27 protein-coding genes are annotated in these 26,177 nt (G+C 59.3%); 9 read left to right on the top strand and 18 right to left on the bottom strand.

All coding sequences use genetic code 11. The annotated features are described in order from the left end of the window. Position 1: 1 nt before the first annotated feature. Complete coding sequence (locus LOY36_RS06290) at positions 2-745, top strand: NAD(P)-dependent oxidoreductase (RefSeq protein ID WP_018926442.1); 744 nt, start codon at positions 2-4, stop codon at positions 743-745. Positions 746-843: 98 nt separating this feature from the next. Here LOY36_RS06290 and LOY36_RS06285 read toward each other — a convergent pair whose 3' ends face one another. Further along, the gene (locus LOY36_RS06285) at positions 844-1,743 is read right to left on the bottom strand and encodes a LysR family transcriptional regulator (protein ID WP_258672628.1); all 900 of its coding nucleotides are present in this window, start codon (positions 1,741-1,743) and stop codon (positions 844-846) included. 99 nt (positions 1,744-1,842) lie between these two features. On the opposite strand from LOY36_RS06285, the gene gstA reads away from it, so the two are divergent. Continuing rightward, positions 1,843-2,445 carry a glutathione transferase GstA gene (gene gstA / locus LOY36_RS06280; RefSeq protein WP_258672627.1) on the top strand — a complete coding sequence of 201 codons (603 nt, stop codon included), beginning with the start codon at positions 1,843-1,845 and terminating at the stop codon, positions 2,443-2,445. A 57-nt stretch (positions 2,446-2,502) separates the two neighbouring features. Here the strand turns inward: gstA and LOY36_RS06275 are convergent, their stop codons facing one another. The 4 genes from LOY36_RS06275 to LOY36_RS06260 all read right to left on the bottom strand — a co-directional run bounded on the left by LOY36_RS06275 (position 2,503) and on the right by LOY36_RS06260 (position 6,214). Beyond that, the gene (locus LOY36_RS06275) at positions 2,503-3,516 is read right to left on the bottom strand and encodes an ABC transporter substrate-binding protein (protein ID WP_019651714.1); all 1,014 of its coding nucleotides are present in this window, start codon (positions 3,514-3,516) and stop codon (positions 2,503-2,505) included. Beyond that, on the bottom strand, positions 3,513-4,076 hold the full coding sequence (locus LOY36_RS06270; protein ID WP_258672626.1) for a sigma-70 family RNA polymerase sigma factor: 564 nt from the start codon (positions 4,074-4,076) through the stop codon (positions 3,513-3,515). The genes LOY36_RS06275 and LOY36_RS06270 overlap by 4 nt, the downstream gene beginning before the upstream one ends. A 211-nt stretch (positions 4,077-4,287) precedes the next feature. Further along, positions 4,288-5,079, bottom strand: a complete 792-nt coding sequence (locus LOY36_RS06265; RefSeq protein WP_258672623.1) for a phosphate/phosphite/phosphonate ABC transporter substrate-binding protein — start codon at positions 5,077-5,079, stop codon at positions 4,288-4,290. A gap of 193 nt (positions 5,080-5,272) precedes the next feature. Next, on the bottom strand, positions 5,273-6,214 hold the full coding sequence (locus LOY36_RS06260; protein ID WP_258672622.1) for a fatty acid desaturase: 942 nt from the start codon (positions 6,212-6,214) through the stop codon (positions 5,273-5,275). 340 nt (positions 6,215-6,554) lie between these two features. On the opposite strand from LOY36_RS06260, the gene LOY36_RS06255 reads away from it, so the two are divergent. Next, entirely contained in the window at positions 6,555-6,974 is a 420-nt protein-coding gene (locus LOY36_RS06255; RefSeq protein WP_018926450.1) for a GNAT family N-acetyltransferase, read from the top strand. 19 nt (positions 6,975-6,993) lie between these two features. On the opposite strand, the gene def is transcribed toward LOY36_RS06255, so the two are convergent. The 3 genes from def to LOY36_RS06240 all read right to left on the bottom strand — a co-directional run bounded on the left by def (position 6,994) and on the right by LOY36_RS06240 (position 8,831). Next, positions 6,994-7,533: a peptide deformylase gene (gene def, locus LOY36_RS06250; protein ID WP_018926451.1), complete on the bottom strand. Its 540-nt coding sequence runs from the start codon at positions 7,531-7,533 to the stop codon at positions 6,994-6,996. After that, positions 7,530-8,474 (bottom strand): YihY/virulence factor BrkB family protein, encoded by a 945-nt coding sequence (locus tag LOY36_RS06245; RefSeq protein WP_018926452.1) that lies wholly within the window; start codon positions 8,472-8,474, stop codon positions 7,530-7,532. Before LOY36_RS06245 ends, def begins: the two co-directional genes overlap by 4 nt. A gap of 165 nt (positions 8,475-8,639) precedes the next feature. Continuing rightward, complete coding sequence (locus LOY36_RS06240) at positions 8,640-8,831, bottom strand: CsbD family protein (protein WP_018926453.1); 192 nt, start codon at positions 8,829-8,831, stop codon at positions 8,640-8,642. Positions 8,832-9,032: 201 nt separating this feature from the next. Between LOY36_RS06240 and LOY36_RS06235 the strand changes: the two genes are divergently transcribed. Further along, positions 9,033-9,410, top strand: coding sequence for a hypothetical protein (locus tag LOY36_RS06235; protein WP_018926454.1), 378 nt, complete (start codon positions 9,033-9,035; stop codon positions 9,408-9,410). Between the two features lie 216 nt (positions 9,411-9,626). Here LOY36_RS06235 and fadD1 read toward each other — a convergent pair whose 3' ends face one another. Both fadD1 and fadD2 read right to left on the bottom strand, forming a co-directional pair. Continuing rightward, positions 9,627-11,327 carry a long-chain-fatty-acid--CoA ligase FadD1 gene (fadD1, locus tag LOY36_RS06230; RefSeq protein WP_018926455.1) on the bottom strand — a complete coding sequence of 567 codons (1,701 nt, stop codon included), beginning with the start codon at positions 11,325-11,327 and terminating at the stop codon, positions 9,627-9,629. 356 nt (positions 11,328-11,683) lie between these two features. Continuing rightward, a complete protein-coding gene (gene fadD2 / locus LOY36_RS06225) occupies positions 11,684-13,372 on the bottom strand; it encodes a long-chain-fatty-acid--CoA ligase FadD2 (RefSeq protein ID WP_019651710.1) in 1,689 nt (562 codons plus the stop codon). Positions 13,373-13,605: 233 nt separating this feature from the next. Between fadD2 and LOY36_RS06220 the strand changes: the two genes are divergently transcribed. Then, positions 13,606-14,550 carry an alpha/beta hydrolase gene (locus LOY36_RS06220; protein ID WP_019651709.1) on the top strand — a complete coding sequence of 315 codons (945 nt, stop codon included), beginning with the start codon at positions 13,606-13,608 and terminating at the stop codon, positions 14,548-14,550. A 42-nt stretch (positions 14,551-14,592) separates the two neighbouring features. Further along, entirely contained in the window at positions 14,593-15,063 is a 471-nt protein-coding gene (locus tag LOY36_RS06215; protein WP_019581456.1) for a MaoC family dehydratase, read from the top strand. Positions 15,064-15,327: 264 nt separating this feature from the next. Here LOY36_RS06215 and LOY36_RS06210 read toward each other — a convergent pair whose 3' ends face one another. After that, a complete protein-coding gene (locus LOY36_RS06210) occupies positions 15,328-15,795 on the bottom strand; it encodes a PA2169 family four-helix-bundle protein (protein WP_258672620.1) in 468 nt (155 codons plus the stop codon). 204 nt (positions 15,796-15,999) lie between these two features. Between LOY36_RS06210 and LOY36_RS06205 the strand changes: the two genes are divergently transcribed. Then, the gene (locus LOY36_RS06205; RefSeq protein WP_026346079.1) at positions 16,000-16,236 is read left to right on the top strand and encodes a DUF3820 family protein; all 237 of its coding nucleotides are present in this window, start codon (positions 16,000-16,002) and stop codon (positions 16,234-16,236) included. A gap of 25 nt (positions 16,237-16,261) precedes the next feature. Continuing rightward, a complete protein-coding gene (locus LOY36_RS06200) occupies positions 16,262-17,443 on the top strand; it encodes an aminotransferase class V-fold PLP-dependent enzyme (protein WP_258672619.1) in 1,182 nt (393 codons plus the stop codon). 2 nt (positions 17,444-17,445) lie between these two features. Here the strand turns inward: LOY36_RS06200 and LOY36_RS06195 are convergent, their stop codons facing one another. The 4 genes from LOY36_RS06195 to zwf form a co-directional block, all read right to left on the bottom strand. Continuing rightward, a complete protein-coding gene (locus LOY36_RS06195; RefSeq protein WP_258672618.1) occupies positions 17,446-18,171 on the bottom strand; it encodes an intradiol ring-cleavage dioxygenase in 726 nt (241 codons plus the stop codon). 351 nt (positions 18,172-18,522) lie between these two features. Continuing rightward, complete coding sequence (locus LOY36_RS06190) at positions 18,523-19,188, bottom strand: bifunctional 4-hydroxy-2-oxoglutarate aldolase/2-dehydro-3-deoxy-phosphogluconate aldolase (protein WP_018926462.1); 666 nt, start codon at positions 19,186-19,188, stop codon at positions 18,523-18,525. A 17-nt stretch (positions 19,189-19,205) separates the two neighbouring features. Further along, positions 19,206-19,919 carry a 6-phosphogluconolactonase gene (gene pgl / locus LOY36_RS06185; RefSeq protein ID WP_258672615.1) on the bottom strand — a complete coding sequence of 238 codons (714 nt, stop codon included), beginning with the start codon at positions 19,917-19,919 and terminating at the stop codon, positions 19,206-19,208. Next, positions 19,906-21,375 carry a glucose-6-phosphate dehydrogenase gene (zwf, locus tag LOY36_RS06180; RefSeq protein ID WP_018926464.1) on the bottom strand — a complete coding sequence of 490 codons (1,470 nt, stop codon included), beginning with the start codon at positions 21,373-21,375 and terminating at the stop codon, positions 19,906-19,908. The genes pgl and zwf overlap by 14 nt, the downstream gene beginning before the upstream one ends. Before the next feature lie 226 nt (positions 21,376-21,601). On the opposite strand from zwf, the gene LOY36_RS06175 reads away from it, so the two are divergent. Next, positions 21,602-22,462 (top strand): MurR/RpiR family transcriptional regulator, encoded by an 861-nt coding sequence (locus tag LOY36_RS06175; RefSeq protein WP_172901244.1) that lies wholly within the window; start codon positions 21,602-21,604, stop codon positions 22,460-22,462. A 106-nt stretch (positions 22,463-22,568) separates the two neighbouring features. Here the strand turns inward: LOY36_RS06175 and LOY36_RS06170 are convergent, their stop codons facing one another. The 3 genes from LOY36_RS06170 to LOY36_RS06160 all read right to left on the bottom strand — a co-directional run bounded on the left by LOY36_RS06170 (position 22,569) and on the right by LOY36_RS06160 (position 26,177). Next, a complete protein-coding gene (locus LOY36_RS06170; RefSeq protein ID WP_258672613.1) occupies positions 22,569-23,423 on the bottom strand; it encodes a D-hexose-6-phosphate mutarotase in 855 nt (284 codons plus the stop codon). A 117-nt stretch (positions 23,424-23,540) separates the two neighbouring features. Next, on the bottom strand, positions 23,541-24,887 hold the full coding sequence (locus LOY36_RS06165) for a carbohydrate porin (RefSeq protein ID WP_019651703.1): 1,347 nt from the start codon (positions 24,885-24,887) through the stop codon (positions 23,541-23,543). Between the two features lie 129 nt (positions 24,888-25,016). Further along, positions 25,017-26,177 carry an ABC transporter ATP-binding protein gene (locus LOY36_RS06160; protein WP_018926468.1) on the bottom strand — a complete coding sequence of 387 codons (1,161 nt, stop codon included), beginning with the start codon at positions 26,175-26,177 and terminating at the stop codon, positions 25,017-25,019.

Genomic DNA, 26,177 nt, shown 5'->3' with positions numbered 1-26,177 from the left:
CATGAACGGACTCAACGTACTGCTGACCGGCGCCTGCGGCAGAATCGGCAAAACCTTTTTTGAAGCTTCGCAGGACCGCTACACCTTCGTGCTGACGGATCGCATCGAGCCCGACTTCAATGTCGAAGCACCGCATCGCTTTGTACGCCTGGACCTGTCCGACCTCACCGCCATAAGCGAAGTGCTGAAAGGCATCGACGTCATTGTGCATCTGGCCGGCATCCCTCACGCCACCGCCTCTTTCGATGAGTTACTGCCCAACAATATTCTGGCCACCACTTACCTGTTCGAAGCCGCCGTGGCTGCGGGTTGTAAACGATTGGTGTTCGCCAGCAGCGCGCAGACCATCGAGGGCTATCCGGTGGACCGGCAGATCACACCGGGCATGCAGGTGATGCCGGCCAATCTGTATGGCGTCAGCAAGTGTTATGGCGAAGCCTTGTGTGCGTTCTACGCTGCCAAACACAACCTCTCGAGCATTGCCATACGCATCGGCGCTTTCGAGTTTGCGGACCGTCACGAATTGACCAACGCTCGCGACCTGAGTGCATGGCTCAGCCCTCGTGATGCAGTGCAGTTGCTGCAACTCTCTGTGGAGGTCGAAGGTGTGCAACACCTGATCGCCCACGGTATTTCCAATAACCGTTTCAAACGCCTGGACCTCAGTGAAACTACCCGGGTGTTGGGTTATAGGCCGGTGGACGATGCATTTCAGGAGTTCGACATTCCCATTGGGTTTCCTTGACGGTGCGTCTCCAGAATCCGGGCAACGTGGTTCTTGCGCTGTAGCCTGAGGTCGGTCGACCTCTGCCGCTCGGCGGCAAGGGTTGATCGCCCTCCTTTTCAGTTCCCGGACGAATCAGCCGATAACTGATGTTCTGCGAGCATCCTCAGCAGCGCCCGCACCGCCGCCGAAGGTTCTTTGTCGGGCGCGACCACCAAGGCAAACTCCCGGTCGATGCGCGGCGTCACCGGCACTATCCGCAAGCCTTGGCGATTAGTCGGCAGGGTCATTTCCGGTACCAGGGTCACGCCGATGTTTTCCCGCACCAGGGTGAACGCACTGCTCCACTCACGCACCTCGGCCCGCACATCCAGCAGTTGCAATCCGGCATCAGCCGCCAGGCTGCGCGCATTGGTCGAACACCCGCCCGTGGCCAGCACGAAGGGTTGCTCCACCAGTTCCGCCAGTGAGACGCCCTCTTCATTCGAGCGACGCGCCAGAGGATGGCCACCGGGCAGAACCGCCACCCAGGCATCACGCCCCAAACGCCCGACATTACGCGCGGGTGCCGGATTCAACGCCACACCGACATCCACCAGCCCGGCACTGAGCAACGTTTCCACTTCATCATCGCTGACCTCCAGCGCCACCACTTGAATGCCGGGATACAGCCGATTGAACTGGCGTAACAGTGACGGCAGGAACGTCGTCAGCACCAAAGGAAAACTGGCCAGACGAATCGTCCCGCGCTGAATGCCTTTAGCGGCATCGACGGTGCTGCGAATATTTTCCAGGGCACCAAGCATGGTTCGCGCCTGTTCGATCACCGGCAAGCCAATGGCGGTCGGCAAGGTCTGGCGATTTTCCCGGCTGAACAGCTGAACGCCCAGGGTTTCTTCGATCAAGGCCAGTGCCTGGCTGGCACCGGACTGAGTCATGCCGACCCGCTCAGCGGCGCGGGTAATGTTGCCGGTATCGGCCACCGCCACCACCATTCGCCAATGCATCAGGTTCATCATGACAGTAGCTTTCCTAATGGCAGTTTTCTGAAAGATTAATTTTACCGAGGGTGCCGCGCACTATGACACTGGCGCAAATCCGCAACCAGAGCACTGCCCATGAAGTTGTATTACGCCCCCCAAGCCTGCTCATTGGCGCCGCACATCGTGCTGCGCGAACTGGAGCTGCCGTTCGAGTTGGTCCGCGTCGACAACAGCAGCAAGAAAACCGTCACCGGCGATGACTTCCTCGCCATTAACCCCAAAGGCTACGTCGCGGCATTGCAACTGGATAACGGCGATGTGCTGACCGAAGGCCCGGCGATCCTGCAGTACCTGGCGGATCTGCACCCGGAGGCAAACCTGGCACCGACGAGCGGAACGTTCGAGCGGGTGCGGTTACAGGAATGGCTGAACTTCGTTTCGACCGAGATTCATGGCGGGCTGGGTTGGCTGTTCAATCCGCAGTTTGCGGACGAGGTGAAGGCGCTCATCAAAGAGAAGCTGTTCAAGCGCTTTGCCGTGTTGAGCCGGACGCTGGAGCGGCAGGATTACTTGATGCCCGGTGGGTTCAGCATTGCCGATGCGTATCTGTTTACGGTGTTGCGTTGGGCTCGGCTGTTTGCAATTGATCTGGATGATTGGCCGGCGTTGGCCCGGTTTCAGGCGCGGGTTGATCACCGGCCAAGCGTGAAAGCGGCGTTGGCGGCAGAGTTGGTGTAAGGCTTTAGATCGCTTCGCGGGCAAGCCCGCGATAGCTATCTATCAAACACCGCTGAACTACAAACTCGCACTCACTTTGCTCGCCACCTCACCCGGCACCCAGCCCTTCCACACTTGCGGCTGATCGCGCAAAAACGCTTCGGCGACCTGACGCGGTTGCTGGCGTTTTTCGCTCATCTGCCCCAGGGTCTGGTTCAGCAGATCGATCGGCAAATCGACCTTTTCGAAGAACGCCACCAGGTCCGGGTACTGCGCCTTGAACGGTGCCGACACGCCGATGGCCAGGCTGGCCGGCATCGAACGCGTGCCCTTGGGGTTCGGATTGTTGGCATCGGCCAGGGTTTTCCAGGCTTGCGCGTCGAACGGTGGCTCTTCGAGTTTCACCAGTTTGAAGCGACCCAACAGTGGCGTCGGCGACCAGTAGTAGAACAGCACCGGTTTACCCCGGCGGATCGATGAAGCGACCTCGGCATCCAGCGCCGCGCCGGAACCGGTGCGGAAGTTGACGTAGCTGGCGGTCAGGTCATAGGCCTTGAGTTTCTGGCTGTTGACGATCTCCGACGTCCAGCCGGTCGGGCTGTTGAGGAAACGTCCGCGGCTTGGGTCTTCGGGGTCGCGGAATACGTCCTTGTAGCGGGCCAGGTCGGCGACGGATTTCAGCTCCGGCGCCAAGGGCTTAATGCCGCGTTCCGGGTCGCCCTTGATCACGTATTCCGGCACCCACCAGCCTTCGGTGGCGCCTTTGACGGTATCGCCCAAACCAAACACTTTGCCCTCCGATGCCGCCTTGACCCAGGCCGGACTGCGCCCGGCCCACTCTTCGCCGATCACCTGAATGTCGTTCTTGGCCAACGCGGCTTCGAGGCTGACGGTGCTGCCGGGCAAGGTGTCGGTTGGATAGCCATAACCTTTCTCGACGATCAGCCGCAGGATCTCGGTGATCAGGCTGCCGCTTTCCCAGGTGATGTCGCCGAAATGGATGGGTGTGGTTTTTTCTGCGGCGGGAACGTGGCCAGCCACAAGGCTCAGGGCCAGCAGCGAACTGCCGAGCAAGGTTTTGATCGATCTCATGCGGACCTCCGGGTCTGGGGTGTTCGGTTCAAGGACATTCGGTTCAAGGGTTCGTTGGCGCTGTGCAGCGCGCACAGTGCCTGGGAACGGGTCATGTAGACGCTGACCGAGCGCTGGGAAATGCCCAGTTCGGCGGCGATTTGTGGGTAGGTCAGGCCATCGATTCTCGACAACAGAAACGTTGCCCTGACCTTGCCCGGCAGACGGTCGAGGGTTCGATCCAGGCGCTTCAGGGTCTGGGAGAACTGCGCCAGGTCTTCAGGCGATGGCCCGCCGAGCGGGTCAACTGGCTGTAACTGGTCGAGGTGTTGGCGTTCCAGGTCCCGGCGGCGCCACAGCTGATAAATCAATCGCTGGGCGATGGTGGTGAGCAAGGCGCGGGGTTCGCGAATCGGCGTCAGGCCTGGCGACTCGAGCAGTTGCACGAAGGTTTCGGCGGCAATGTCTTCGACACTGGGACTGGCTCCCAGATGTCGGCGCAGACGTGCGCATAGCCAGGTGTAGTGGGCGCGAAACAATCCGCCCACGTCGTTGCGATGGAAAAGGTCGGCGCCGGACATAGGGGCTCCTTGGGTTAGGGTCGCTGAATGTCCGGTGATCCGGTGGCGCGATCCTAGCAAGGAGCCTTATTCATTAAAAATACTAAAAATGAATTTTTATATTCCATAAATGAATTATGTAGATCGCCAAGATCGCAGCCTTCGGCAGCTCCTACATTTGGATGGCGTACACCCTGTAGGAGCTGCCGAAGGCTGCGATCTTTTTCCGAAGCTATCGCAACCTCCCATAGCCCAACGCCTCGGCCTCTTGCTGGTAGTCGAGCACGATCTGATAGTCGCTCTCGCTGGCGGGCAACACTTCTTGCAGGCCCAACGCCTCGGCGACCTCGGGCAGTTCCTTCAGTGCCTGGTTCATCACCTGTCGAAGCTGTTCAGCCTGTTCATCAGTGGTGCCGGCCGCCGCGATATACGGCAACGTCGGACTAAACGCGGTGCGCGCCAATACTCTCAAGCCAGCGACTTCTGCCTGGGCGTGCTGCGCCAGATAGGCGAAGGTCACGCTGTCGATGGCGGCCAGGTCCGCCAGGTCGTCACGCAGCCAACGCAGGCTTTCGCGGTGGCTGCCGCTGATGGCGACATTGGCAAAAAACTGCCCGTCGCGGTGCAACGGCGCCAGTCGGTGACGCAACAGGTTCATGCCACTGTTGGAGTCTTCGCCGTTGATCACACCGCGACTGCCGCGCAAGGCCGACAAGGTTCTTCGAGGATCATCGGCGCGAGTCAGCAACAGGCTGCAATGGTTGCCGCCGCTGCTGTCCGGCAGTTCATAACGAGGACGACCAATGACCCGGACGCGACCGCGCAAGGCTGTCATCAACGGGTAGCCGCAGGTTTGGGTCAGCAGCAGGTGCGGGGATAGCCAAAGGTCCATCAGCGACAGTTCTTCGGCATCAAGGCGGGTGCTGCCGAGCTGTTCGACGATATGCTGCAGCCAACGCTCGTTGGCCTGGCGGATTGGCTCGGGAGCGACATACATCAGTAACTCAGCGAGGTGTTGTGTCATCGAAATCTTCCCATACAACCAAAATCCCCTGTGGGAGAGCCTGTGTGGCGAGGGGGCTTGCCCCCGTTCGGCTGCGCAGCAGTCGTAAAACCATTGCATGCGGTGTACCTGATACACCGCGATTGCAGGTTTTGGGGCCGCTTCGCAGCCCAACGGGGGCAAGCCCCCTCGCCACAGGGGAGCTCATTCGCAATCAATGAAACGGATGCCGTGGACTATCGATCGCCCTCACCCCGTGCTGACGCACCAACTGGCCATAACCGTGCACCAGAAACCCGCCACTGCGCGTCAGCCATTGCTCGCGACGCGCGCGGTACACCCGTGGCAAGTCGTACCAGGGCAACCCCGGCAAGTCGTGGTGCACCAGGTGCAGATTGAGATTCAGGAACAGCCAGCGCCACGGCCACCCCGCTTCATTGATGACGGTGCGTTGCTCCGGTTGCGCATGCGGACGGTGTTCATAGTAGGAGCGAATCATTGCAATCGACAGCGCCGGCACGCTGATCAGCAACAGGTAATACCAAACCGGCAGCACGCTGTAGCGCGCGATGAACGCCAGCATCAGCAGCGTCAGCGCACCATGGCTCAGCCACATCAACCAGGCTTGGCGCTCACCCGTTTTCAGCCGTTGCAGCTCCTCCCGCGCCAGCGCCAGCAAGGCCAGTGGCGCACCGAGGGCCAAGCGCCCCAGCACGGTTTTGTTCAGCCAGTGCAGGCCCTGTTCGAACAGCGAACTGCGCTGCCACTGTTCAGCGCTCAGGTAACGGCTTTCCGGGTCGCTACCTGGGATGGTCAGGTCTTGGTCGCGGTGATGCAGCAAATGGCTGTCGCGGTACAAGGTGTAGGGATACCAGACCGCAAACGGCGCATAACCGAGGACTTTATTCAGCATTGGCCAACGGGTGGGATGACCGTGCAGCAATTCGTGCTGCACCGACAACCACAACACCAGCAGTGGAATCAGCAACAACGTGCTCCACCAGAGCCCCAACCGGGCACTGCCCAGCACAATACTGAACCAGCCGACGTAAACGCCGATCAGCAGCAACCAGGTCGGCCACTCGGTGCGAGCGGTGAAACGTTGGCGCAGGGTTTCGATTTCTTCACGGTGGGCAGCGTCGAAGTAATGGGACATGGCTTTGCTCAGAACGGGAACCAATCCCCCTCTGTGCAACGGCACCGGGATTTCTTGCAGATTGTTTGGTTATTTCGATAGACGTAAAAAATCGGAGCCCGAGGACTCGGGCTCCGTTGACGCGGGATCAGTGGCCGAACACATTCACCTTCTTGGCCTTCTTGTCCGCGCGTTTTTCAATCGCGGTTTTCGCCGGTTTTTTCTTTGCGGCTTTCTTTGATTCCATACCTTTGGACATGATGCATACTCCACTAACAGGGGATGTGAGATCAGGTATACACCTATCCCGGCGCGCGTGTTCTTTTATAATCTGTGCCCTGCCCACCGACTGTCCGAGCCCATGCCCAACACCCAGTACACCTTGCTCGACGAGCCATTATGGCCGTTGATGAACAAGTTTTACCGCGCCCACCAATCGTCGATGAAAGCGGTGCGAGACGCTCAATTGTGGGTCGCAAGACGTGAAGAGATCATCGCGGCGCTGTGTTTGCGGCCGGTGGCCGGCGGGCATTGGCTGACCGGGCTGTTTGTCGACCCGAGCTGTCGCGAACAAGGAATCGCCGCGACGTTGATCGCTCACGCCGTCAAGCACCTTGAAGAGCCGGTCTGGCTGTTCTGTCATCCGGATTTGCGTGGCTTTTATGAGCGTCGCGGCTTTACCTTCGACCCGCCCCTGCCCTACGCCCTGGCCGAACGGTTGAGCCGTTATGCGCGCAGCAAACCGATGATTGCCATGGGTTTGCAACCAGGTTCGGCATGAACAGCGATCCTTTAGCGATTCAATCGTCCGCCGCAGGATCAAGGTCCGGGAACATCACTTCGGTAAACCCGAACTTGCTGAAGTCTGTGATGCGCGAGGGGTATAACCGGCCGATCAGGTGATCGCATTCATGCTGCACCACCCGTGCATGAAATCCCGAGGCAATGCGCACGATCGGCTCGCCCTTGGGATCAAAGCCTTCATAGCGAATCTGCTGATATCGATCCACCGCCCCGCGCAGGCCCGGCACCGACAGGCAGCCTTCGAAACCCTCTTCGAGGGTCGGGCTCAAGGGCGTGATCAGCGGATTGATCAGAATCGTCTGCGGAACCGCTTCGGCGTCCGGATAGCGCTCGCTGTGCTCGAAACCGAAGATCACCAGTTGCAGGTCGACACCGATCTGCGGCGCGGCCAGGCCGACCCCGCCGACGCTTTCCATGGTCTGGAACATGTCATCGATCAGTTGCCACAATTCGGGGCTGTCGAACATTTCCGCCGGCACCGGCGGAGCGATGCGCAGCAGGCGTTCATCGCCCATTTTCAGAATTTCACGGATCATTTTATGACTTCGTCAGTGGTCGGCTGGATTGAGTGATCTCGCCCCAGTCCTGAGACATGCTGTTTGGGTTCTTCGTGCACCTTTTCACCGGGTTTCTTGCCTTCGGATGACATGTGCTCGATCACCGCGTTCATTTCCGCACCGAGCAGCAGCACCGCGGCGGAAATATAGAAGTACAGCAACAACACGATGATCGCGCCGATACTGCCATACATGGCGTTGTAGTTGGCGAAGGTTTTGACGTACAGACCGAAGCCCAGCGAAGCGACGATCCAGACCACCACGGACAACACCGCACCCGGGGTGATGAAGCGAAACTCTTGTTTGACGTCGGGCATGACGTAGTAAATCAGCGCCACTGCCATCATCAATAGAATCACGATCACCGGCCAGCGCGCGATGGTCCAGACGGTCACAATGAAATCTTCAAGGCCCACCTGCGAAGCGATCCAGGCCATCACCTGCGGCCCGAGCACCATCAGCGCAGCGGCGGCCAGCAGCATGCCGGCAATGCCGATGGTGTAGAAAATCGACAGCGGAAAACGCTTCCACACCGGACGGCCTTCAACCACGTCGTACGCGGCGTTCATCGCACTCATCATCAGCCGCACACCAGCGGACGCGGTCCACAGGGCGATCACGATACCCACCGAGAGCAAACCACCCTTGGATTGCTGGAGCTGGTCGATCACCGGGTTCACCTGCTCCAGCGCCTGGGGCGGCAGCACCAGTTCCGATTGCAGGCGCAGCCAGGAGAAGAAGTCCGGCAAGTGCAGGAAGCCGATCAGGGCAATCAGGAACAGGATGAAAGGAAACAGCGAGAACAGCATCTGATAGGCGAGCGCCGAGGCATAGGTCGACATCTCGTCGGCGACGAACTCGGTGACCGTGCGCATCATCACGCGATGCAGGGGCAGACCTTTCATGGTCGGGAAAAACATTAGCGTCTCGCCGCAAAAAAGTTGAAGTCATGGCGACTCAGGGGCCGTTTTCTACAACAAAGTAGCCTACTTGGCGACTTTGAAACAATTTCCTTGCTCAAGTTCAAGCTGACACAAAAACGGCCATCCGCGGATGGCCGTTTGTGTTACTCGTCAAAGGCCGGATCACGCCTTGTCGATACCTTTTTTAAGAGCATCCTTGACCTTACCGATGGCTTGCTGGGCTTCGCCTTTCTGTTCCTGCCTGACGCCTTCGGCGCGCATTTTGTCATTACCGGTGGCCTTGCCGACGCCTTGCTTGACGTTGCCGACCGCTTCGTTTGCCATGCCTTTAACTTTATCGCCAGTGCTGCTCATGGTATGTCTCCTGAGAACATTTCAACGGGGAAAGTCGTTACATAAGGGTGGACCGAAAGCCTTTGCGCGGAGTTTCATTTATTTCCCAACAGAACATTTCATCGCCCCAGGCAGGTTAGGCTTTATGTTTGCAGGCTTTGCCCCGAGAATGCGCAACGTATTCAGGCCATGGCGCTGAAGATCCAATCCCGTAGGAACGTTATGAAACTCGATAAAAAGCAGGCCATTGCCCGCAGAAACCAGGAACTTGGCGGTGCAGTGCTTGGCGTCAACAACTGCCATTTCACCGAATTGAACCGTAACCGCAACATTTTCTGGTTCGATATCCCGGTCGCGCGGCTGGCCATTGGTCAGTACGAATGGATTCACTTGCTGATGCACACCCCGGATACCGACGAACTGCTGCACCTGAAAGTGCCGACGGTGTTCCTGCGCGAGAAGCTCGAAGGCCTGGTGGTGCGCAACCAGGGTAAACGCAAGGCTGCATTGAGCCTGGAACTGAGCGCCGACAAGGACTCGTACCTGCAGGACATGCGTCCGGCGGGCACCAACGTCAATTTCGCGCAGTTCCGCCAGTAATCCTCTCAAGCCATCAAAGAGTCCCCTGTGGCGAGGGAGCTTGCTCCCGCTGGGGTGCGTAGCGCCCCTAAATCAGGCACCTCGATTCACCTGATCAGGCCGCTGGCTGCTTTTACGACTGCTGCGCAGCCGAGCGGGAGCAAGCTCCCTCGCCACAAAAGCGCAATTCATACTGCTTTAAACAAGAAGCCCCGCATCTGCGGGGCTTTTGGTTGATCAGGCGCTGACTTTCTTCACGCCCAGTTTCTTCAGCTCTTCGTCGCGCAACTCGCGGCGCAAGATCTTGCCGACGTTGGTGGTTGGCAGCGCGTCGCGGAACTCCACGGCTTTGGGCACCTTGTAGCCGGTGACGTTGGCGCGCATGTGCTCCATCACCTGTTCCTTGGTCAGGGTCACGCCCGGTTTGGCAACGATGAAGATCTTGATCGCCTCCCCCGACTTCTCGTCCGGCACGCCGATGGCCGCGCATTGCAGCACGCCCGGCAGGGTCGCCAGCACGTCTTCCAGTTCGTTGGGGTACACGTTGAAACCGGAGACCAGGATCATGTCTTTCTTGCGATCGACAATGCGCATGTAGCCATCGGGCTGAATCAGTGCGATATCACCGGTCTTCAACCAGCCTTCGCTGTCGAGTATTTCATCGGTGGCTTCCTGACGCTGCCAGTAGCCCTTCATGACTTGCGGACCTTTCACACACAGTTCACCGATGCCGCCCAACGGCTGCTCAACGCCGGCATCGTCGATGACTTTGCACCGGGTCGACGGCACCGGAATACCGATGGTGCCGATCTGGATGTTCTGGCTCGGGTTCACCGTGGCCACCGGGCTGGTTTCGGTCATGCCGTAACCTTCACAGATCGGGCAGCCGGTGACCGCTTTCCAGCGTTCAGCCGCGGCCAGTTGCAAGGCCATGCCGCCGGACAAGGTGATTTTCAGGTTCGAGAAATCCAGCTTGCGGAACGCTTCGTTGTTGCACAACGCAACGAACAGCGTGTTCAGGCCGACGAAACCGCTGAACTTCCACTTCGACAGTTCCTTGACCATCGCCGGCAGATCGCGCGGGTTGCTGATCAGGATGTTGTGGTTACCGATCAGCATCATCGCCATGCAATGAAAGGTGAAGGCATAGATGTGGTACAGCGGCAGCGGGGTAATCAGGATCTCGCAACCTTCGTTAAGGTTGGAGCCCATCAGCGCCTTGCACTGCAGCATGTTCGCCACCAGGTTGCGGTGGGTCAGCATCGCGCCCTTGGCCACGCCGGTGGTGCCGCCGGTGTATTGCAGCACCGCCACGTCGCTGCTGGCCGGGTTGGCTTCAACCACTGGCTGGCCATGGCCTTTGCTCAACACGTCGTTGAATTTGATGGCCTTGGGCAAGTGATACGCCGGGACCATCTTCTTCACGTACTTGATGACGCTGTTGATCAGCAGACGCTTGAGCGGCGGCAGCAGGTCGGCCACTTCAGTGACGATCACGTGCTTGACGCCGGTTTTCGGCACGACGGTCTGTGCCAGATGCGCCATGTTGGCCAGGCAAACCAGGGCTTTGGCACCGGAGTCGTTGAATTGGTGTTCCATTTCCCGCGCGGTGTACAGCGGGTTGGTGTTGACCACGATCAGCCCGGCGCGGATGGCACCGAAGACGGCGACCGGGTACTGCAACACGTTTGGCAATTGCACGGCGATTCGATCGCCCGGCTGCAAATCGGTATGCTGTTGCAGGTAAGCGGCAAAGGCACCGGACAATTCGTACAGCTCACCGTAGGTGATTGTCTTGCCCAGGTTGCTGAATGCCGGTTTGTCAGCGAAGCGTTGGCAGGATTGCTTCAACACTGCCTGAATATTCGGGTACTCGTCTGGATTGATCTCGGCAGCAATTCCAGCTGGGTACTTATCCTTCCAAAAGTCTTCGATCATGGAAGCCCACTCCTCAGCAACGCGAATTCAACACCGCATTTGATGCGATTATTATTGGTGTTTGTCTATTGGTGAATCTGGCTTTACATAGGCCGAGAAGTCACAAAGCGCGCCGAGAGTAGCAGCTTTGCCAAGGGCCGACTAGAGCCTAAATAGGCCCCTACAGTCACTTTGGTGACTCAAGAATGGCAAGCGGTCATTTTAGAGCAAAAATCCTATACCGCCCTGAAAGCCGCTGAATTCGCGGCTTTCAAAGCAAAAGATCGCAGCCTTCGGCAGCGCCTGCAGAGGAATGCGATCCCCGTAGGAGCTGCCGAAGGCTGCGATCTTTTGGCATCACCTCGGTCTACGACCGTTTATGCGATATCCCGCAACTCCCGCCGCAAAATCTTGCCCACCGGCGTCATCGGCAACGACTCACGCAACACGATGTGCTTGGGTACTTTGTACGCCGTGAAATTTTCCTTGCAGTAAGCCTTCAGCTCTTCAAGGCTGACCCCCGACTCACGGGCCACCACAAACAGTTTCACCGCCTCCCCCGAACGCTCGTCCGGCACGCCGATCACCGCACAGTTGGCGACTTTCGGGTGGGCCATCACCACGTCTTCGATCTCGTTCGGGTACACGTTGAAGCCCGAGACGATGATCATGTCTTTCTTGCGATCGACAATGCGCACGAAACCGTCCGGGTCGATCACCCCGATGTCGCCTGACTTGAACCAGCCGTCGGCATCCAGCACTTCGGCGGTGGCTTCGGGTTTCTGCCAGTAGCCCTTCATGATCTGCGGGCCTTTGATGCACAGTTCGCCGCGCTCGCCCAACGGCTGCTCGACGCCTTCGTCGTTGATCACTTTCAGGGTTGTGCCCGGCACCGGCAAGCCGACCGTGCCGATGCGCGATTTGTCGCCGTAAGGGTTGGTGCAGGCCACCGGCGAGGTTTCGGTCAGGCCGTAACCTTCGGTGATCCGGCAACCGGTGAGCTGTTCCCAGCGCTCGGCGGTGGCCTTGACCAGCGCCGTGCCGCCGGAGTTGGTGAGTTTGAGGCTGGAGCAATCCAGAGTCTTGAAATCGGGATGGTCCATCAGCGCGACGAACAGCGTGTTGAGCCCCAGCAGCGCCGAGAACCGCCAGTTCTTCAGTTCCTTGATGAAGCCCTTGATGTCCCGCGGATTGGTGATCAGCACGTTGTGGTTGCCGGTCACCATCATGCACATGCAGTTCGCCGTGAAGGCATAGATATGGTAAAGCGGCAGCGGCGCGATCATCACTTCCTGGCCTTCGCGCAGCAGCGGCTGACCGTCGGCACCCAACTGACTGAGGCATGCCCGCGCCTGCTGCATGTTCGCCACCAGGTTGCCGTGGGTCAGCATCGCGCCCTTGGCCAGCCCGGTGGTACCGCCGGTGTATTGCAACACGGCGATGTCGTCGAGACCGACGTTCAGCGGTTTGATGCCCAGGCCCCGGCCCAGACGTAGCGCGCTCTTGAAGGAGATGGCCTGGGGCAGTGAATAATCCGGGACCATTTTCTTGACCTTGGCGACCACGGTATTGATCAGCCAGCCCTTGGCGCTGGGCATCAGGTCGCCCATCTTCGCTTCGATCAGGTACTGGATGTCAGTGTCGGGCAACACTTCCTGGACCTTCTGTCCAAACACGTTCAGGTACACCAGCGCCCGGGCACCGGAGTCCTTGAACTGATGACGCATCTCCCGCGCGGTGTACAGCGGGTTGGTGTTGACCACGATCAGCCCGGCGCGCAAGGCGCCGAACACGGCGATCGGGTAATGCAGGACGTTGGGCATCTGCACCGCGATGCGATCCCCCGGCACCAGGTCGGTATGGGCTTGCAGGTAACCGGCGAACGCAGCGCTGTAACGTTCCAGTTCAGCGTAGGTCAGGGTCACGCCCATGTTGCTGAATGCCGGGCGGTCAGCAAATTTCTTGCAGGAACGCTCGAACACCTCGATCACCGACTTATAGGCCCCAAGGTCGATATCCAGGGGCACGCCGGCCGGGCGTTTGTCATTCCAGAAATCAGGTTGCATTGTTCTTGTCCTCATTACCTGAATCTATCCGGGGCCGCTTTTTCCATTACTTCTGAAAAGCGGTGCTTCCCGGACACTAGCAGCTATGGTGAATCAGGCAAATATGCGCACGGTCCTCATTGATCCCGTGAATCTTGCTGCCCCGGCGCGGCCTGATCAGACGGCGCGCGCGGGATGCGCTATACAATGCAACGACGCCCATGCCGCATACAGTCCCATGCAAAGGAATCGCCATGATCCATGACACTTTCTGGCTGACCGCGAGCGACCGCAGCCGCCTCTTCGTCAACCAGTGGCTGCCGGCTGCGCCGCTCAAAGCCGTGATCCTGCTGGCCCACGGCATGGCGGAACACAGCGGTCGCTACGCTCGCCTGGCAGAAAAGTTCTGTGAACAGGGCTACGGTGTTTACGCACCGGACCTGCGTGGACATGGCAAAACCGCTGAAAACGGCACGCTGGGCCACTTCGCCGACAGCGATGGCTGGGGCAAAGTGGTCGGTGACCTCGCCAGCCTCAACCAACATATCGGCCAACAGCATCCCGGCACGCCAATCGTGCTGTTGGGCCACAGCATGGGCAGCTACATCGCCCAGGCTTACTTGCTGCACCACAGCGCCAGCCTGCACGGGGCGATTCTCAGCGGCTCGAACTTCCAGCCTGTGGCGCTCTATCGCGCAGCGCGGCAGATTGCTCGTCTCGAACGCCTGCGCCAGGGCCCCAAGGGTCGCAGTGCATTGATCGAATGGCTGTCGTTCGGCTCGTTCAACAAGAAATTCAAACCGGCGCGCACCTCGTTCGACTGGCTGAGCCGCGACCCGGCCGAGGTCGACAAGTACGCCAACGACCCGCTCTGCGGCTTTCGCTGCACCAATCAGCTATGGATCGATTTGCTCGGCGGCTTGCAGCAAATCAGCAAAGCGTCCAATCTCGCCCAGATCGATCCGGGCCTGCCGCTGCTGGTAATTGGCGGCGAATGTGATCCGGTGAGCGAAGGCAAACGTCTGAAAGATCTGGCCCACGCCCTGCGCGACGCTGGCTGCCAGAGCCTGCACTTGAATATTTACCCGCAGGCCCGGCACGAACTGTTCAATGAGAGCAATCGCGATGAAGTGACTGCCGACGTGCTGAACTGGATCGCCCAGGCCTTGAGCAACCGCCGGCCACCCAGAGCCGAATAGTTTTTTGTGGATTCATTTAATTCGTCACAGGAATCGAGACAGATGACCCAGGTTACCAACACCCCTTACGAAGCCCTCGAAATCGGCCAGACCGCCAGCTACAGCAAAACCGTCGAAGAACGCGACATTCAGTTGTTCGCCGCGATGTCCGGCGACCACAACCCGGTGCACCTGGACGCCGAATTCGCCGCTGCCTCCATGTTCAAGGAGCGCATCGCCCACGGCATGTTCAGCGGCGCGTTGATTAGCGCGGCGGTGGCTTGCGAGTTGCCTGGGCCGGGGACTATTTATATCGGTCAGACGATGAGCTTTCAGAAGCCGGTGAAGATTGGCGACACGCTGACTGTGCGCCTGGAAATTCTCGAGAAAATGCCGAAGTTTCGTGTGCGGATCGCCACTCGCGTGTTCAACCAGCGTGATGAACTGGTAGTGGATGGCGAGGCGGAGATTCTGGCACCGCGTAAACAGCAGACCGTGACATTGCCGACCTTGCCGGCGATCAGCATCGGCTGATTCATCACTCATCCGTGGCCTGGATGGGCTTCTGTGGCGAGGGAGCTTGCTCCCGTTCGGCTGCGCAGCAGTCGTAAAAGCTGCTCCGCGCCGGAACAGGTGAATCGAGGTGCCCGATTGGGGGCGCTGCGCACCCCAGCGGGAGCAAGCTCCCTCGCCACAAAAAGCCCCCCTCGCCACGGTGAATGCAGCGTTTCGTTCTCCTACAATCTCGAACACAAAAAAACGCCAGACACGCTGGCGTTTTTGATGGGGAACGAACGCTTACGAGCGTGCGCGAGCCTGGTTACGCAGGGCTTTGACCTGATCGTGGTTGCGTTGCACGCCGTGGTACTGGCGTTCAACGGTGTCACGAATACTTACCAGGTTGTCTTCGTTGATTTTTTCCAGCGCTTTCTTGTAAGCCTTCTTCGCGTGGTCTTCACCACGCTCAGCTTCGTTCAGCACTGCCTCTTCATCCTTGCCGGTGAACATCGACTTCACATCCACCCAACGACGGTGCAGATCGCCGCTGACACTGGTGGAGGTTTCCGGATCGCCGCCCAGGGAACGCACCGTGGCCTGCAATTCGCCAGCGGCAGTGGCGCAGTCGGCGGAGCGCTGAATGAACAGATTTTTGAGTTCGGGATTCTTGATGTCTTCAGCGCAAGTCTTGAACCCTTCCTGACCATCTTTACAGGTTTCAATCAGGCCGTTGAGTACAGAGATCGCTTCTTTATTAATGTCGGTCATTTTTCAATTCCTTGCGGTTGATGAAAGATGCAGTAAGTCATTGCACCCTGCATGCCAGCTTCGAATTGATTTTTTTCTACTTAAATTTCAACAAGTTATATTTAAACGTGAGATCTGTATCCGCTTTTTTTGCATGATCTGTCAATTGGCCTGCATGCAGAATGCCTGTATTTTCCAGACTGTTTTGAATCAAGACGACTGACGATGAATCCCGAAAAGCTCGAACTGCTGATTACCCGCGAGATGCCCTTCGGCAAATACAAGGGCCGTATCATCGCCGACCTGCCCGGCCAGTACCTGAACTGGTTCGCTCGCGAAGGTTTCCCTCACGGGGAACTGGGCGGGTTGCTGGCCTTGATGCAGGAAATCGACCACAACGGTCTGTCGGAGCTGCTCGAACCCTTGCGTGTCAAACACGGCAAACCTGCCCCTCGTCACTGATCTGACCTATCGCACCGAGTCGCCCATGCCCGATAACACCCGCCGTGCCCGTGATGAAGCCTTTTGGCAGACCTTTACCGACCGCTATGCTGTCGAACCCGGCCCCCTGAACCTGGAGAACGGTTACTTCGGGCGCATGTCACGCACCGTGGTCGAGGAGTATCAGCGCAACATCGAGCTCATCAACCGCGGCAACTCGGTGCATGTGCGCCAGCGCTTCGAACAGGGCGAAAGCGTCAAGATTCGCGCGCAGCTGGCCGAGCTGATCGGTGCCCCGGCCGAAGCCGTCGCCTTCACCCGCAACGCCTCGGACGGCTTGCAGTCGCTGATCCGCAACTACAATCGCCTGGAACCGGGCGATCAGGTTCTGCTGTGCGATCTGGAGTACGACACAGTCAAGAGCGCAATGCGTTGGCTGGCCAGCTATCGAGGCGTGGAAGTGATCGAGATCGAGCACCGTCACCCCGCCAGTTTCGACAGCTTGCTGGCCACGTACCGCGAAGCTTTCACACGTTATCCGCGACTGAAGTTGATGGCCCTGACCCACGTCACCCATCGCACCGGTCTGGTGATGCCGGTGCAGGCGATTGCCGCTGCCGCCAGGGAACACGGCATCGATGTGATCCTCGACGGCGCCCATGCTCTGGGCCAGATCGAGTTCAACCTCGATGAGCTGGGCATCGCCTTTGCCGGCTACAACCTGCACAAATGGATCGGTGCCCCGCTGACCCTCGGCTTCATTTACATCGCGCCCGAGCGCCTGGCCGACATCGACCCGGACATGGGCGAGATGCATTTCCCGATCACCGACATTCGCGCCCGCACGCCATACAGCACCCCGAACATCCCGGCCCTGCTGACCCTGCCGCTGGTGTTCGAAGAGCATTGCGCCATGGGCGGTTCCGTCGCCAAGGGTGCACGGCTCAATTACCTGCGCAACCGCTGGGTCGATGCCGTTCGGGCGTTACCGGGGATCGAAGTCCTGACCCCGGATGACCCGCGCCTGTACTGCGGCATCACCTCGATGCGCTTTACCGGGCATGCCGACCAACAAGTGATGGTCGAGCGCCTGCTCAACGACTACAACCTGTTTACCGTGGCGCGCAGCGGCGCAGCATGTGGCCCGTGCATCCGCATCACGCCGGGGCTCACGACCATGGCAGCGGACATGGATGTACTGGCCCGGGCGTTGAACGAATTGCGCTGACGTCACACGGTGTATTTATCAAAGTCCTCGGGCTTGATTTGCGATGACACCGCAAACGTGTCGACACCGATGGTCGTGTGCCCGAAAAAGCCGTCCTCATTCGAGTCTCGACCGATGGTGTGAATGTTGAGGGTCGAGGCCTCGCCGCCCATGCGCTGATGAAACATATCCTGCGCATTGGTCAGCGGTGAAACGGCTCGACCGCTGTACTCACGGGCGTTGAGCACCGACCTTGATGCGACCTCGGGAAAGTAAAGCTGGCCGACCCAGGCGACATGCCGCTCTTCCAGATAGTTATTACCGGCCGTGATGCGTACCGCGACGTGAATGTGCAAAGCGCGGCCGGCATAGAACCCCGGATAAATCGTGGTAAACCGCACGATGCCCATTTTGTCGGTGAATTGCCCACCACGCAGGTAGGTGTCGTCGTCGGTGCGCGGGATCGACCCGATATCATCCACATCGACTTCCTTGTCCGGGTTGACCTTGCTCCAGCCCGAATACGCCCCGCGCGCATTGCAATGCCAGATATCGACCAATGCCCCGGTAACCGGTTGACCGGTCATGGCATCGATGATCGTGAGCCGCAGCACCAAGGGGACGCCGTCCATGCCTTCGCTGATGTTTCGTCTGATCAGTTTCGGGTTTCGAAAATACGGACCGGCGATCTGCTCGGGTGACAGTTGATAAACCGGTGAAGCGGATACAACTGCAGTGTTGTCGTCCATGACATTCTCTCTTCCATAAGATGAACGCAGGTTAACGCTGGACGTGCGACGAGATGCGGTAACTATGTATCGCGTGATGTCGATCCGTAGCAGCTGCCGAGCCTGCGAGGCTGCGTTCGGCTGCGCAGCAGTCGTAAAACCAGAGATTGCGGTATGTCAGACAGACCGCGTCAGCCGGATTCACGACTGCTTCGCAGCCGAACGCAGCCTCGCAGGCTCGACAGCTGCTACAACGAGCGTTTCGACGGCCACAGGAGTTTTCATCAGGCAAAAAAAAACGGTGCACCGACCAAGCGCACCGTAAAGCCGTAGAACACACAACGAAGTGTTTGGTAAATCCGGTAAATCAGATCAATCCAGCAGGGCCAACGCCTCGGCGGTGCACTCCTGGATGCGGGCCCAGTCGCCGTTCTTGATCCACTCGGGGTCAAGCATCCAGCTACCGCCCACGCACATCACGTTTTTCAACGCCATGTAGCTCTTGATGTTGGCCGGGCTGACGCCGCCGGTCGGGCAGAATTTAACTTCGCCGAACGGTCCGCCCAATGCCTTGATGGCTGCGACGCCGCCGCTGACTTCCGCCGGGAACAGCTTGAAGCGGCGATAACCCAGGCAATAGCCTTCCATGATGCCGGAGGCGTTGCTGATGCCCGGCAACAGCGGGATCGGGCTGGCGACACTGGCTTCGAGCAGGTCACGGGTGATGCCAGGCGTCACAATGAACTGCGAACCGGCGGCTTCGGCAGCGGCCAGCATGCTGCGATCAAGCACCGTACCGGCGCCGGTCACCAGTTCCGGACGCTTCTCGCGCAGGATCTGGATGGCCTTGAGGCCGAACTGCGAACGCAGGGTCACTTCCAGCGCCGTGAGGCCACCGGCGGCCAGGGCGTCGGCCAACGGCAGCACGTCCTGTTCGCGAGCGATGGTGATCACCGGCAGGATCCGCGCCTTGGCGCAGAGGCTGTCGATCAGGGCAACTTTGTCCGCCATGGAAACGGTCGGGGATGTGTTTGTCATAGCGGCTGATCCTTGGTTCATGGGCACCAGTAAATCTCTAACGTAGGTTGCAGAAACGCCCGAATCGGCATGGCGGCGACATCGTCACCGGCCAGTGCGGCGCTCAGGGTGGTCAACTTGGACTGACCGGAAATCGATAGAACGGTGTGCCTGGCCGAAGCCAGCAGCGCGCGACTCATGGTCAGGCGCTGGCGCGGCACGGTCGGCGCCAGCATCGGCCAGCAGCGACGGCTGCCGTCGACTTTCAAGGAGTCGGCCAGGTTCGGGCTGTTGGGGAACAGCGACGCGGTGTGACCGTCGTCGCCCATGCCCAGCACCAGCACATCGATCGCCGGTAATTCGGCGAGCAAGCGATCAGCCTGCTCGGCGGCCTGTTCCAGGTTGGCGGTGGCACTGTAGAGGCTCAGGAACTGGGCCTTGGCTGCCGGGCCTTGCAACAGGTAACGCTTGAGCAGACCGGCATTGCTGTCGGCATGCTCCACCGGCACCCAGCGCTCGTCAGCCAGGCTGACCACCACCTTCGACCAGTCCAGCGCCTGCTTGGCCAAGTGCTGGAAAAACGCCACCGGGCTGCGCCCACCGGACACCACCAGCGTCGCGTTGCCTTGTGCGGCAATCGCGTCGCTCAGTTGTTTGGCCACTGCCAATGCCAGGCCTTCGGCCAGCAGCACCGGGCTTTTGAACTCATGGGCGCTGACGCCCTGAGGCAGTTTCAATTTAGATATCGCCATACCACGACCTCCCGTCCCGCGTGATCAGTGCAATGGAGCTCATCGGCCCCCACGACCCGGCCGCGTACGGCTTGGGCGCATCACCGGACTTTTTCCACCCGGCAATCAACTGGTCACACCACTTCCACGCGGCTTCGATTTCATCTTTACGGACAAACAGGTTCTGATTGCCACGCATCACTTCCAGCAACAACCGCTCGTAAGCATCGGGAATCCGTGCGCTGCGCCAGGTGTCGGAAAAATTCAGCTGCAACGGACCGCTGCGCAACTGCATGCCCTTGTCCAGGCCTTGTTCTTTGGTCATCACGCGCAAGGAAATGCCTTCGTCCGGTTGCAGGCGGATGATCAGTTTGTTGCTGATCTGCAAGCGCTGCTCAGGGGCGAAGATGTAGTGCGACGGTTCCTTGAAGTGGATGACGATCTGCGACAGCTTCTGCGGCATGCGCTTGCCGGTGCGCAGGTAAAACGGCACGCCGGCCCAACGCCAGTTGCGAATGTCGGCACGCAGGGCAACGAAGGTTTCGGTGTCGCTCTGGGTATTGGAGTTAGGCTCCTCCAGATACCCGGGCACCGATTTGCCTTCGCTGTGACCGGCGATGTACTGGCCGCGCACCACTTGAGTGGTCAGGCCTTCCGGGCTGATCGGCGCCAGTGCCTTGAGGACTTTGACTTTCTCGTCGCGGATGCTGTCGGCGGACAGGTCGGCCGGCGGGTCCATGGCGATCAGGCACAGCAACTGCAGCAGGTGATTCTGGATCATGTCCCGCAGCTGGCCGGCCTTGTCGAAGTAACCCCAACGGCCTTCGATCCCGACCTGCTCGGCCACGGTGATTTCCACGTGGGAAATGTAATTCTGGTTCCACTGGGTTTCGAACAGGCTGTTGGCGAAACGCAGGGCGATCAGGTTTTGTACGGTCTCTTTGCCCAGGTAGTGGTCGATACGGTAGGTGCGGTTCTCCGGGAAGAACTGCGCCACGGCATCGTTGACCTTGCGCGAGGATTCCAGGTCAGAACCGATGGGTTTTTCCAGCACCACGCGGGTGTTTTCGGTCAGGCCGACCTTCGACAGGTTCTCGCAAATAGCACCGTAAACCGCCGCCGGCGTGGCGAAGTAGGCAATCACCCGCTGGGCACTGCCGGCCTGCTCGGCCAGGGCGACGTAATCGTCGGCCTTGAGGAAGTCGACATGCAGGTAACTCAACCGGGCCAGGAAGCGCTCGAGCACGGCTTCATCCAGCTCTTTGGCGCCCACGTAGCGACGCAACTCGGTGGCGATGAACGCCAGATGCTGCTGCTCGCTGCCGGGTTCACGGGCCAGTGCGATAATGCGCGTATCCTCATGAAGCAGGCCGGCACCATCGAGTTGATAAAGGGCAGGAAACAGCTTGCGCAAGGCTAGATCGCCGAGAGCGCCGAACAAGGCAAAGGTGCACGGTTCAACCGTAATCGAAGGCATGATGTTTGTTCTTTTATCAAGTTAAGCTACAAATACCTTTTTTCAAGGCATCACTCAAGGGAAAATGTAGTAATAACCACAACATTTTCGCAAAATATAGATTCCGAGTGGTGGTCGGTCGGAGCCATCAGTAGGATAGGCCACCGTTATGGGCCGTATCAAAGGCCCAATTTGCATAGCCGAGCGCTTGTTTGCGCAGGTGAATTTAGGAACCCATATGGACCGCGTGCGAAATTTACTGGAACAGATCCAGAGTCGCCTCGAAGACCTGAACAAGGCAGAACGCAAAGTCGCCGAAGTGATCCTGCTCAACCCACAGCAGGCGACCCGGTTCAGCATCGCCGCCCTCGCCCAGGCCGCGTCGGTCAGTGAGCCGACGGTCAACCGTTTCTGCCGCTCATTCGGTGTCAGCGGCTACCCTGAACTGAAACTGCAACTGGCACAGAGCCTGGCCAGCGGCGCGGCATATGTCAGCCGCGCGGTGGAAGCCGACGACAACCCCGAGGCTTACACCCAGAAGATCTTCGGCAGCGCCATCGCGTCCCTGGACAGCGCCTGCCAGGCACTGGATCCGAACCTGATCAGCCGCGCCGTCGACCTGTTGATCCAGGCCCGGCAGATCCACTTCTTCGGCCTCGGCGCCTCGGCCCCGGTGGCACTGGATGCGCAGCACAAGTTCTTCCGCTTCAACCTGGCAGTGACCGCCCATGCCGATGTGCTGATGCAACGCATGATTGCCTCGGTGGCCCACACCGGTGAGTTGTTCGTGATCATCTCCTACACCGGCCGTACCCGCGAATTGGTGGAAGTGGCACGCATCGCCCGGGAAAACGGCGCTTCGGTGCTGGGGCTGACGGCCGAAGGTTCGCCGCTGGCCAAGGCCAGTACCTTGAGCCTGAACATTCCGTTGCCGGAAGACACCGACATTTACATGCCGATGACCTCGCGGATCATTCAGCTGACCGTGCTCGATGTGCTCGCCACCGGCATGACCTTGCGCCGAGGCGTGGATTTCCAGCCGCATTTGCGCAAGATCAAGGAAAGCCTGAATGCCAGTCGGTATCCGATTGGGGATGAATTTAACTAGCGCTTAAAAGATCGCAGCCTCGCTTCGCTCGACAGCTCCTACAGGTGTACGCCAACCCTTTGTAGGAGCTGTCGAGCGAAGCGAGGCTGCGATCTGTTGATCTTTCTCACGCCCCAACCCGCGCCTGCAAACTCAAATGCGCCCGCTCCCCCGGCGCCAGGCACAGGCTGTCGGTGCCGCCGCTGGCCGCTTCCACACAGACGAACTCGGAAATCTCGTTCCAGCTCACGCCCAGCAATGGCCGCGAGCCGGGATGCCAGACCACCGTGTCTGCATGATCACCGGTGTCGATGCACAGTTCGCGCTGCCAGGCGTGGTCCTTGAGCTGCAATTCGCCGTCATGCTGGAACACGCGCTGACACCCACCGTCGACCCGCAACTCGCCTTCCTGTTGGCAAGCCTGGCGGTTCAACTGATCGTAACCTTGCGCTCCTTCGAGCCCAGACAGCGCTACCTCACCGACATCACCAATACGCCAATAGGCGTGCAACGCCTGACTCAACTGGCACGGCATGTCGTCCTGATGCTCGGTGCTCAAGTGCAAATCCATGCGTTCGCCCAGGTGCGCATGCAAGTCCACTTGCCAGTCGCACAGCTGTAACTGCCAGTGCAGGCGCACGCCATCGTCGTCACTGCTGCTGTCGAGCAATTTCCAGTCAAGCAGGCGCGCCCAGCCATGGGACGGCCAGGCGTTTTCGCTTGGGTGGCGGCCATACCACGGCCAGCACACCGGCACACCGCCGCGAATCGCACCGACGTGCGGCCATTTCGCCGCGCACCACAACCAGGGTTTCTGACCCTTTGGCTGGAAGTGCAGCAACTGCGCGCCCTGACGACTGAACACCGCCTGACACAGCGGATGGTCGATCACCAGCACGTCGCGCATCTGATAGCGCTCCCACGCAAACACCGGACGTTCGCGCAAGGATTTGAAGAAGCGTTGTAGCGGATGCTCAAGCATGTGCCACGGTCCTGAAAATCATCTGTCACCCGAGGGCGTGCCATCCCCCAAAAAAAAGCGGACAGCCATGGCCGTCCGCAAAAATGCGCACATTGAGAGGAGCTTATCGCAACAGCGTTAGAACACCGACTGAATTTTCAGGCCGGCGACCAGCGCGTTATCAACTTCATCCACACCACCCGGGTGAGTGATGTATTGCAAGTTAGGACGCACCGTCAGCCAGTTGGTAACGTGGAAACCGTAGTTGATCTCGTAGTTGTACTCGGTGCTGCGCAGTGGCGCGAACAGTGGATCGTTGTAGTCGGTGACACCATTGGCGGCGTTGACCAACTCGGAGTTTTTCTTCACGTCATCGTTGACATGGATACGGGAGAAACCGATCCCGACGTCGTCTTTTGGACGCGCATCGAACGGGCCCTTGTAAACAAACATCAGCGACTGGTAGTTGTCGACGAAGTTGGTGTCCTTGTCGTGGAAGGTGGCGTTGGCCGCGATGTTCAGACCGCGCGAAGCATCACCGTTATGGGTGGTCAGTTGTTGCTGCGCCACGAACCAGTAACCGTGCTTGCTGTCATGGCTGCGATAGGCGTTGCCGGTGGTCGCTGCATCGTTGCCGTTGTCGTCTTTACGGACGTCATTGGCGTCGGCCGTGCTCTTGTAGTAACCGACACGGTATTCGCCCGGCAGGTTGTTGACCTTCGGCGACCAGACCAATTCAACCGGCAAGACGGTGCCCTTGGTACCGCTGCCGCTGAGCTTGAAGCCGTTACCGTGCTCAAGTTGCGATGGGTTCTGGTTGTACGCGCCGATCTGCGCATAGAACTCAGGCGTGATGTTGTACTTCACGCGAATCGCTGCCTGCATGACCGGCCAGTTGTACCAGATACCGGTCGCCCAGTTACCCGCCTGGGAACCGCAGAATGCCAGGTTCTGGAACTCGCAAGGGAAGGTGTTGAAGTCTTCGCCCTCGCCGAAGTAACCGGCCTTGACGTCCAGTTTCCCGTCGAGGAACTGGTGCTTGATCCACAGCTGGGTCAGACGGACCATGTGGCCACGGCCGTAGACTTCCTGGGAGGAGCTCAAGGTGCCGGCACGCGGGTCGCCGACACGGTCATTGGAGATGTTCTGACCGTTACGGTTGGTGAGCTGGATCTTGGCCTGGGTGTTATCCCAGCCCCACAGTTTTTGCAGGTCCAGCGCCACGCCCAGACCAAACTGGTCCGCGTAACGCGCTGTCTTGTCGTCGTTGTAGCCGCCGTGCAGGTTGGCGCCCACTTCACCGACGTAGTCGGCCTTGATGTCGATACCTTGCTCGATCAGCTTGGTCCGCTCACCACCCCAGTCCCCCGTCATCCACTGGGAATCGGCACTGAACGCGTCAGCCGCGTGTGCGCTACCGGCCAGCATCATCGCCGCAACCGCTGTCAATTGGCAGATCAGCTGAGCGTTGTTCTTCTTCTTCATCCCTACATCCTCGTTTTATTGTTATTAACTGTTTTTATCTAACGCGGTTTACATCGATTGCGACGGATGTCTCCATCCGCCACTAATCCCCCCTGTGAGAGCGGGCTTGCTCGCTCCCACATTTGATCTTCAGCGGCCTTTGAACTGGGCCACGTTGGCGCTGTGAGCTTCGGTTTTTGGCAGGCCGGCAACGCCCAGACGCTCACCGGTCTTGGCATCGAACAGCAGCACTTTCGATGGATCGAATTGCAGCGTCAGGGTCTCGCCCGGGGCCGGTGCGACGTCCGGTGCCAGACGGCAGCAGACCTTGGTGTCGTTGAGATTGACGAATACCAGGGTGTCGGGACCGGTCGGTTCGGTGACCTGCACTTCGGCGCGGATGGTCGGCAGGCCGTTGGCTTCGCCGTTCGCGAGCACGATTTGCTCCGGGCGCATGCCGAGGATCACTTCGCGGTCTTCGAGCCCGGCGTCCTGCATGCCCAGCGGCAATTCGCAGCGCGCCTGACCACTGTCGAGCAACGCCAACAGACGGCCGTCCTTGCGCTGCAAACGCAGGGGAATGAAGTTCATCGGCGGCGAACCGATGAAGCTCGCCACGAACAAGTTGGCCGGGTTGTTGTAGATGTCTTTCGGCGTACCGAACTGCTGGATGATCCCGTCCTTCATCACCGCCACTTTGTCGCCCAGGGTCATCGCTTCGATCTGGTCGTGGGTCACGTAGACCGTGGTGGTTTTCAGGCGCTGGTGCATCAGTTTCATTTCGGTGCGCATCTCGACCCGCAGCTTGGCGTCGAGGTTGGACAGCGGTTCGTCGAACAGGTAGATCTTCGGCCGACGCGCCAACGCCCGGCCCATGGCCACGCGCTGTTGCTGACCACCGGAGAGCTGACCCGGCTTGCGGTTGAGCAGGTGTTCGATTTGCAGCAGCTTGGCCACGCGAGCGACTTCCGCGTCGATGTCGGCGGCGGGCATCTTGCGGATCTTCAAACCGAACGCGATGTTTTCGCGCACGCTCATGGTCGGGTACAGCGCGTAGGACTGGAACACCATGGCGATGTCGCGGTCTTTGGGGCTCATGCCGCTGACGTCCTGATCACCGATCATGATCGCGCCGCCGGTGATGGTCTCAAGGCCGGCGATGCAATTCATCAGGGTCGATTTACCGCAACCCGAAGGACCTACAAGAATCAGGAATTCACCGTCCTTGATCGACAGCTCAATGTTCTTGAGAGTGTCCGGCAGGCCGGGGCCATAGGTTTTGTTTACATTGCGAAGTTCGAGCGTAGCCAT

The sequence above is a fragment of the Pseudomonas sp. B21-019 genome (assembly GCF_024749225.1).
GTDB lineage: Bacteria > Pseudomonadota > Gammaproteobacteria > Pseudomonadales > Pseudomonadaceae > Aquipseudomonas.
The sequence above is the reverse complement of the archived record's forward strand: the minus strand, read 5'-3'. Positions and strand labels throughout refer to the sequence as shown.

Coding starts and splice junctions, on each gene's coding strand:
- LOY36_RS06290 (WP_018926442.1), top strand. CDS start 2: ATGAACGGACTCAACGTACTGCTGACCGGCGCCTGCGGCAGAATCGGC.
- LOY36_RS06285 (WP_258672628.1), bottom strand. CDS start 1,743: ATGATGAACCTGATGCATTGGCGAATGGTGGTGGCGGTGGCCGATACC.
- gstA (WP_258672627.1), top strand. CDS start 1,843: ATGAAGTTGTATTACGCCCCCCAAGCCTGCTCATTGGCGCCGCACATC.
- LOY36_RS06275 (WP_019651714.1), bottom strand. CDS start 3,516: ATGAGATCGATCAAAACCTTGCTCGGCAGTTCGCTGCTGGCCCTGAGC.
- LOY36_RS06270 (WP_258672626.1), bottom strand. CDS start 4,076: ATGTCCGGCGCCGACCTTTTCCATCGCAACGACGTGGGCGGATTGTTT.
- LOY36_RS06265 (WP_258672623.1), bottom strand. CDS start 5,079: ATGACACAACACCTCGCTGAGTTACTGATGTATGTCGCTCCCGAGCCA.
- LOY36_RS06260 (WP_258672622.1), bottom strand. CDS start 6,214: ATGTCCCATTACTTCGACGCTGCCCACCGTGAAGAAATCGAAACCCTG.
- LOY36_RS06255 (WP_018926450.1), top strand. CDS start 6,555: ATGCCCAACACCCAGTACACCTTGCTCGACGAGCCATTATGGCCGTTG.
- def (WP_018926451.1), bottom strand. CDS start 7,533: ATGATCCGTGAAATTCTGAAAATGGGCGATGAACGCCTGCTGCGCATC.
- LOY36_RS06245 (WP_018926452.1), bottom strand. CDS start 8,474: ATGTTTTTCCCGACCATGAAAGGTCTGCCCCTGCATCGCGTGATGATG.
- LOY36_RS06240 (WP_018926453.1), bottom strand. CDS start 8,831: ATGAGCAGCACTGGCGATAAAGTTAAAGGCATGGCAAACGAAGCGGTC.
- LOY36_RS06235 (WP_018926454.1), top strand. CDS start 9,033: ATGAAACTCGATAAAAAGCAGGCCATTGCCCGCAGAAACCAGGAACTT.
- fadD1 (WP_018926455.1), bottom strand. CDS start 11,327: ATGATCGAAGACTTTTGGAAGGATAAGTACCCAGCTGGAATTGCTGCC.
- fadD2 (WP_019651710.1), bottom strand. CDS start 13,372: ATGCAACCTGATTTCTGGAATGACAAACGCCCGGCCGGCGTGCCCCTG.
- LOY36_RS06220 (WP_019651709.1), top strand. CDS start 13,606: ATGATCCATGACACTTTCTGGCTGACCGCGAGCGACCGCAGCCGCCTC.
- LOY36_RS06215 (WP_019581456.1), top strand. CDS start 14,593: ATGACCCAGGTTACCAACACCCCTTACGAAGCCCTCGAAATCGGCCAG.
- LOY36_RS06210 (WP_258672620.1), bottom strand. CDS start 15,795: ATGACCGACATTAATAAAGAAGCGATCTCTGTACTCAACGGCCTGATT.
- LOY36_RS06205 (WP_026346079.1), top strand. CDS start 16,000: ATGAATCCCGAAAAGCTCGAACTGCTGATTACCCGCGAGATGCCCTTC.
- LOY36_RS06200 (WP_258672619.1), top strand. CDS start 16,262: ATGCCCGATAACACCCGCCGTGCCCGTGATGAAGCCTTTTGGCAGACC.
- LOY36_RS06195 (WP_258672618.1), bottom strand. CDS start 18,171: ATGGACGACAACACTGCAGTTGTATCCGCTTCACCGGTTTATCAACTG.
- LOY36_RS06190 (WP_018926462.1), bottom strand. CDS start 19,188: ATGACAAACACATCCCCGACCGTTTCCATGGCGGACAAAGTTGCCCTG.
- pgl (WP_258672615.1), bottom strand. CDS start 19,919: ATGGCGATATCTAAATTGAAACTGCCTCAGGGCGTCAGCGCCCATGAG.
- zwf (WP_018926464.1), bottom strand. CDS start 21,375: ATGCCTTCGATTACGGTTGAACCGTGCACCTTTGCCTTGTTCGGCGCT.
- LOY36_RS06170 (WP_258672613.1), bottom strand. CDS start 23,423: ATGCTTGAGCATCCGCTACAACGCTTCTTCAAATCCTTGCGCGAACGT.
- LOY36_RS06165 (WP_019651703.1), bottom strand. CDS start 24,887: ATGAAGAAGAAGAACAACGCTCAGCTGATCTGCCAATTGACAGCGGTT.
- LOY36_RS06160 (WP_018926468.1), bottom strand. CDS start 26,177: ATGGCTACGCTCGAACTTCGCAATGTAAACAAAACCTATGGCCCCGGC.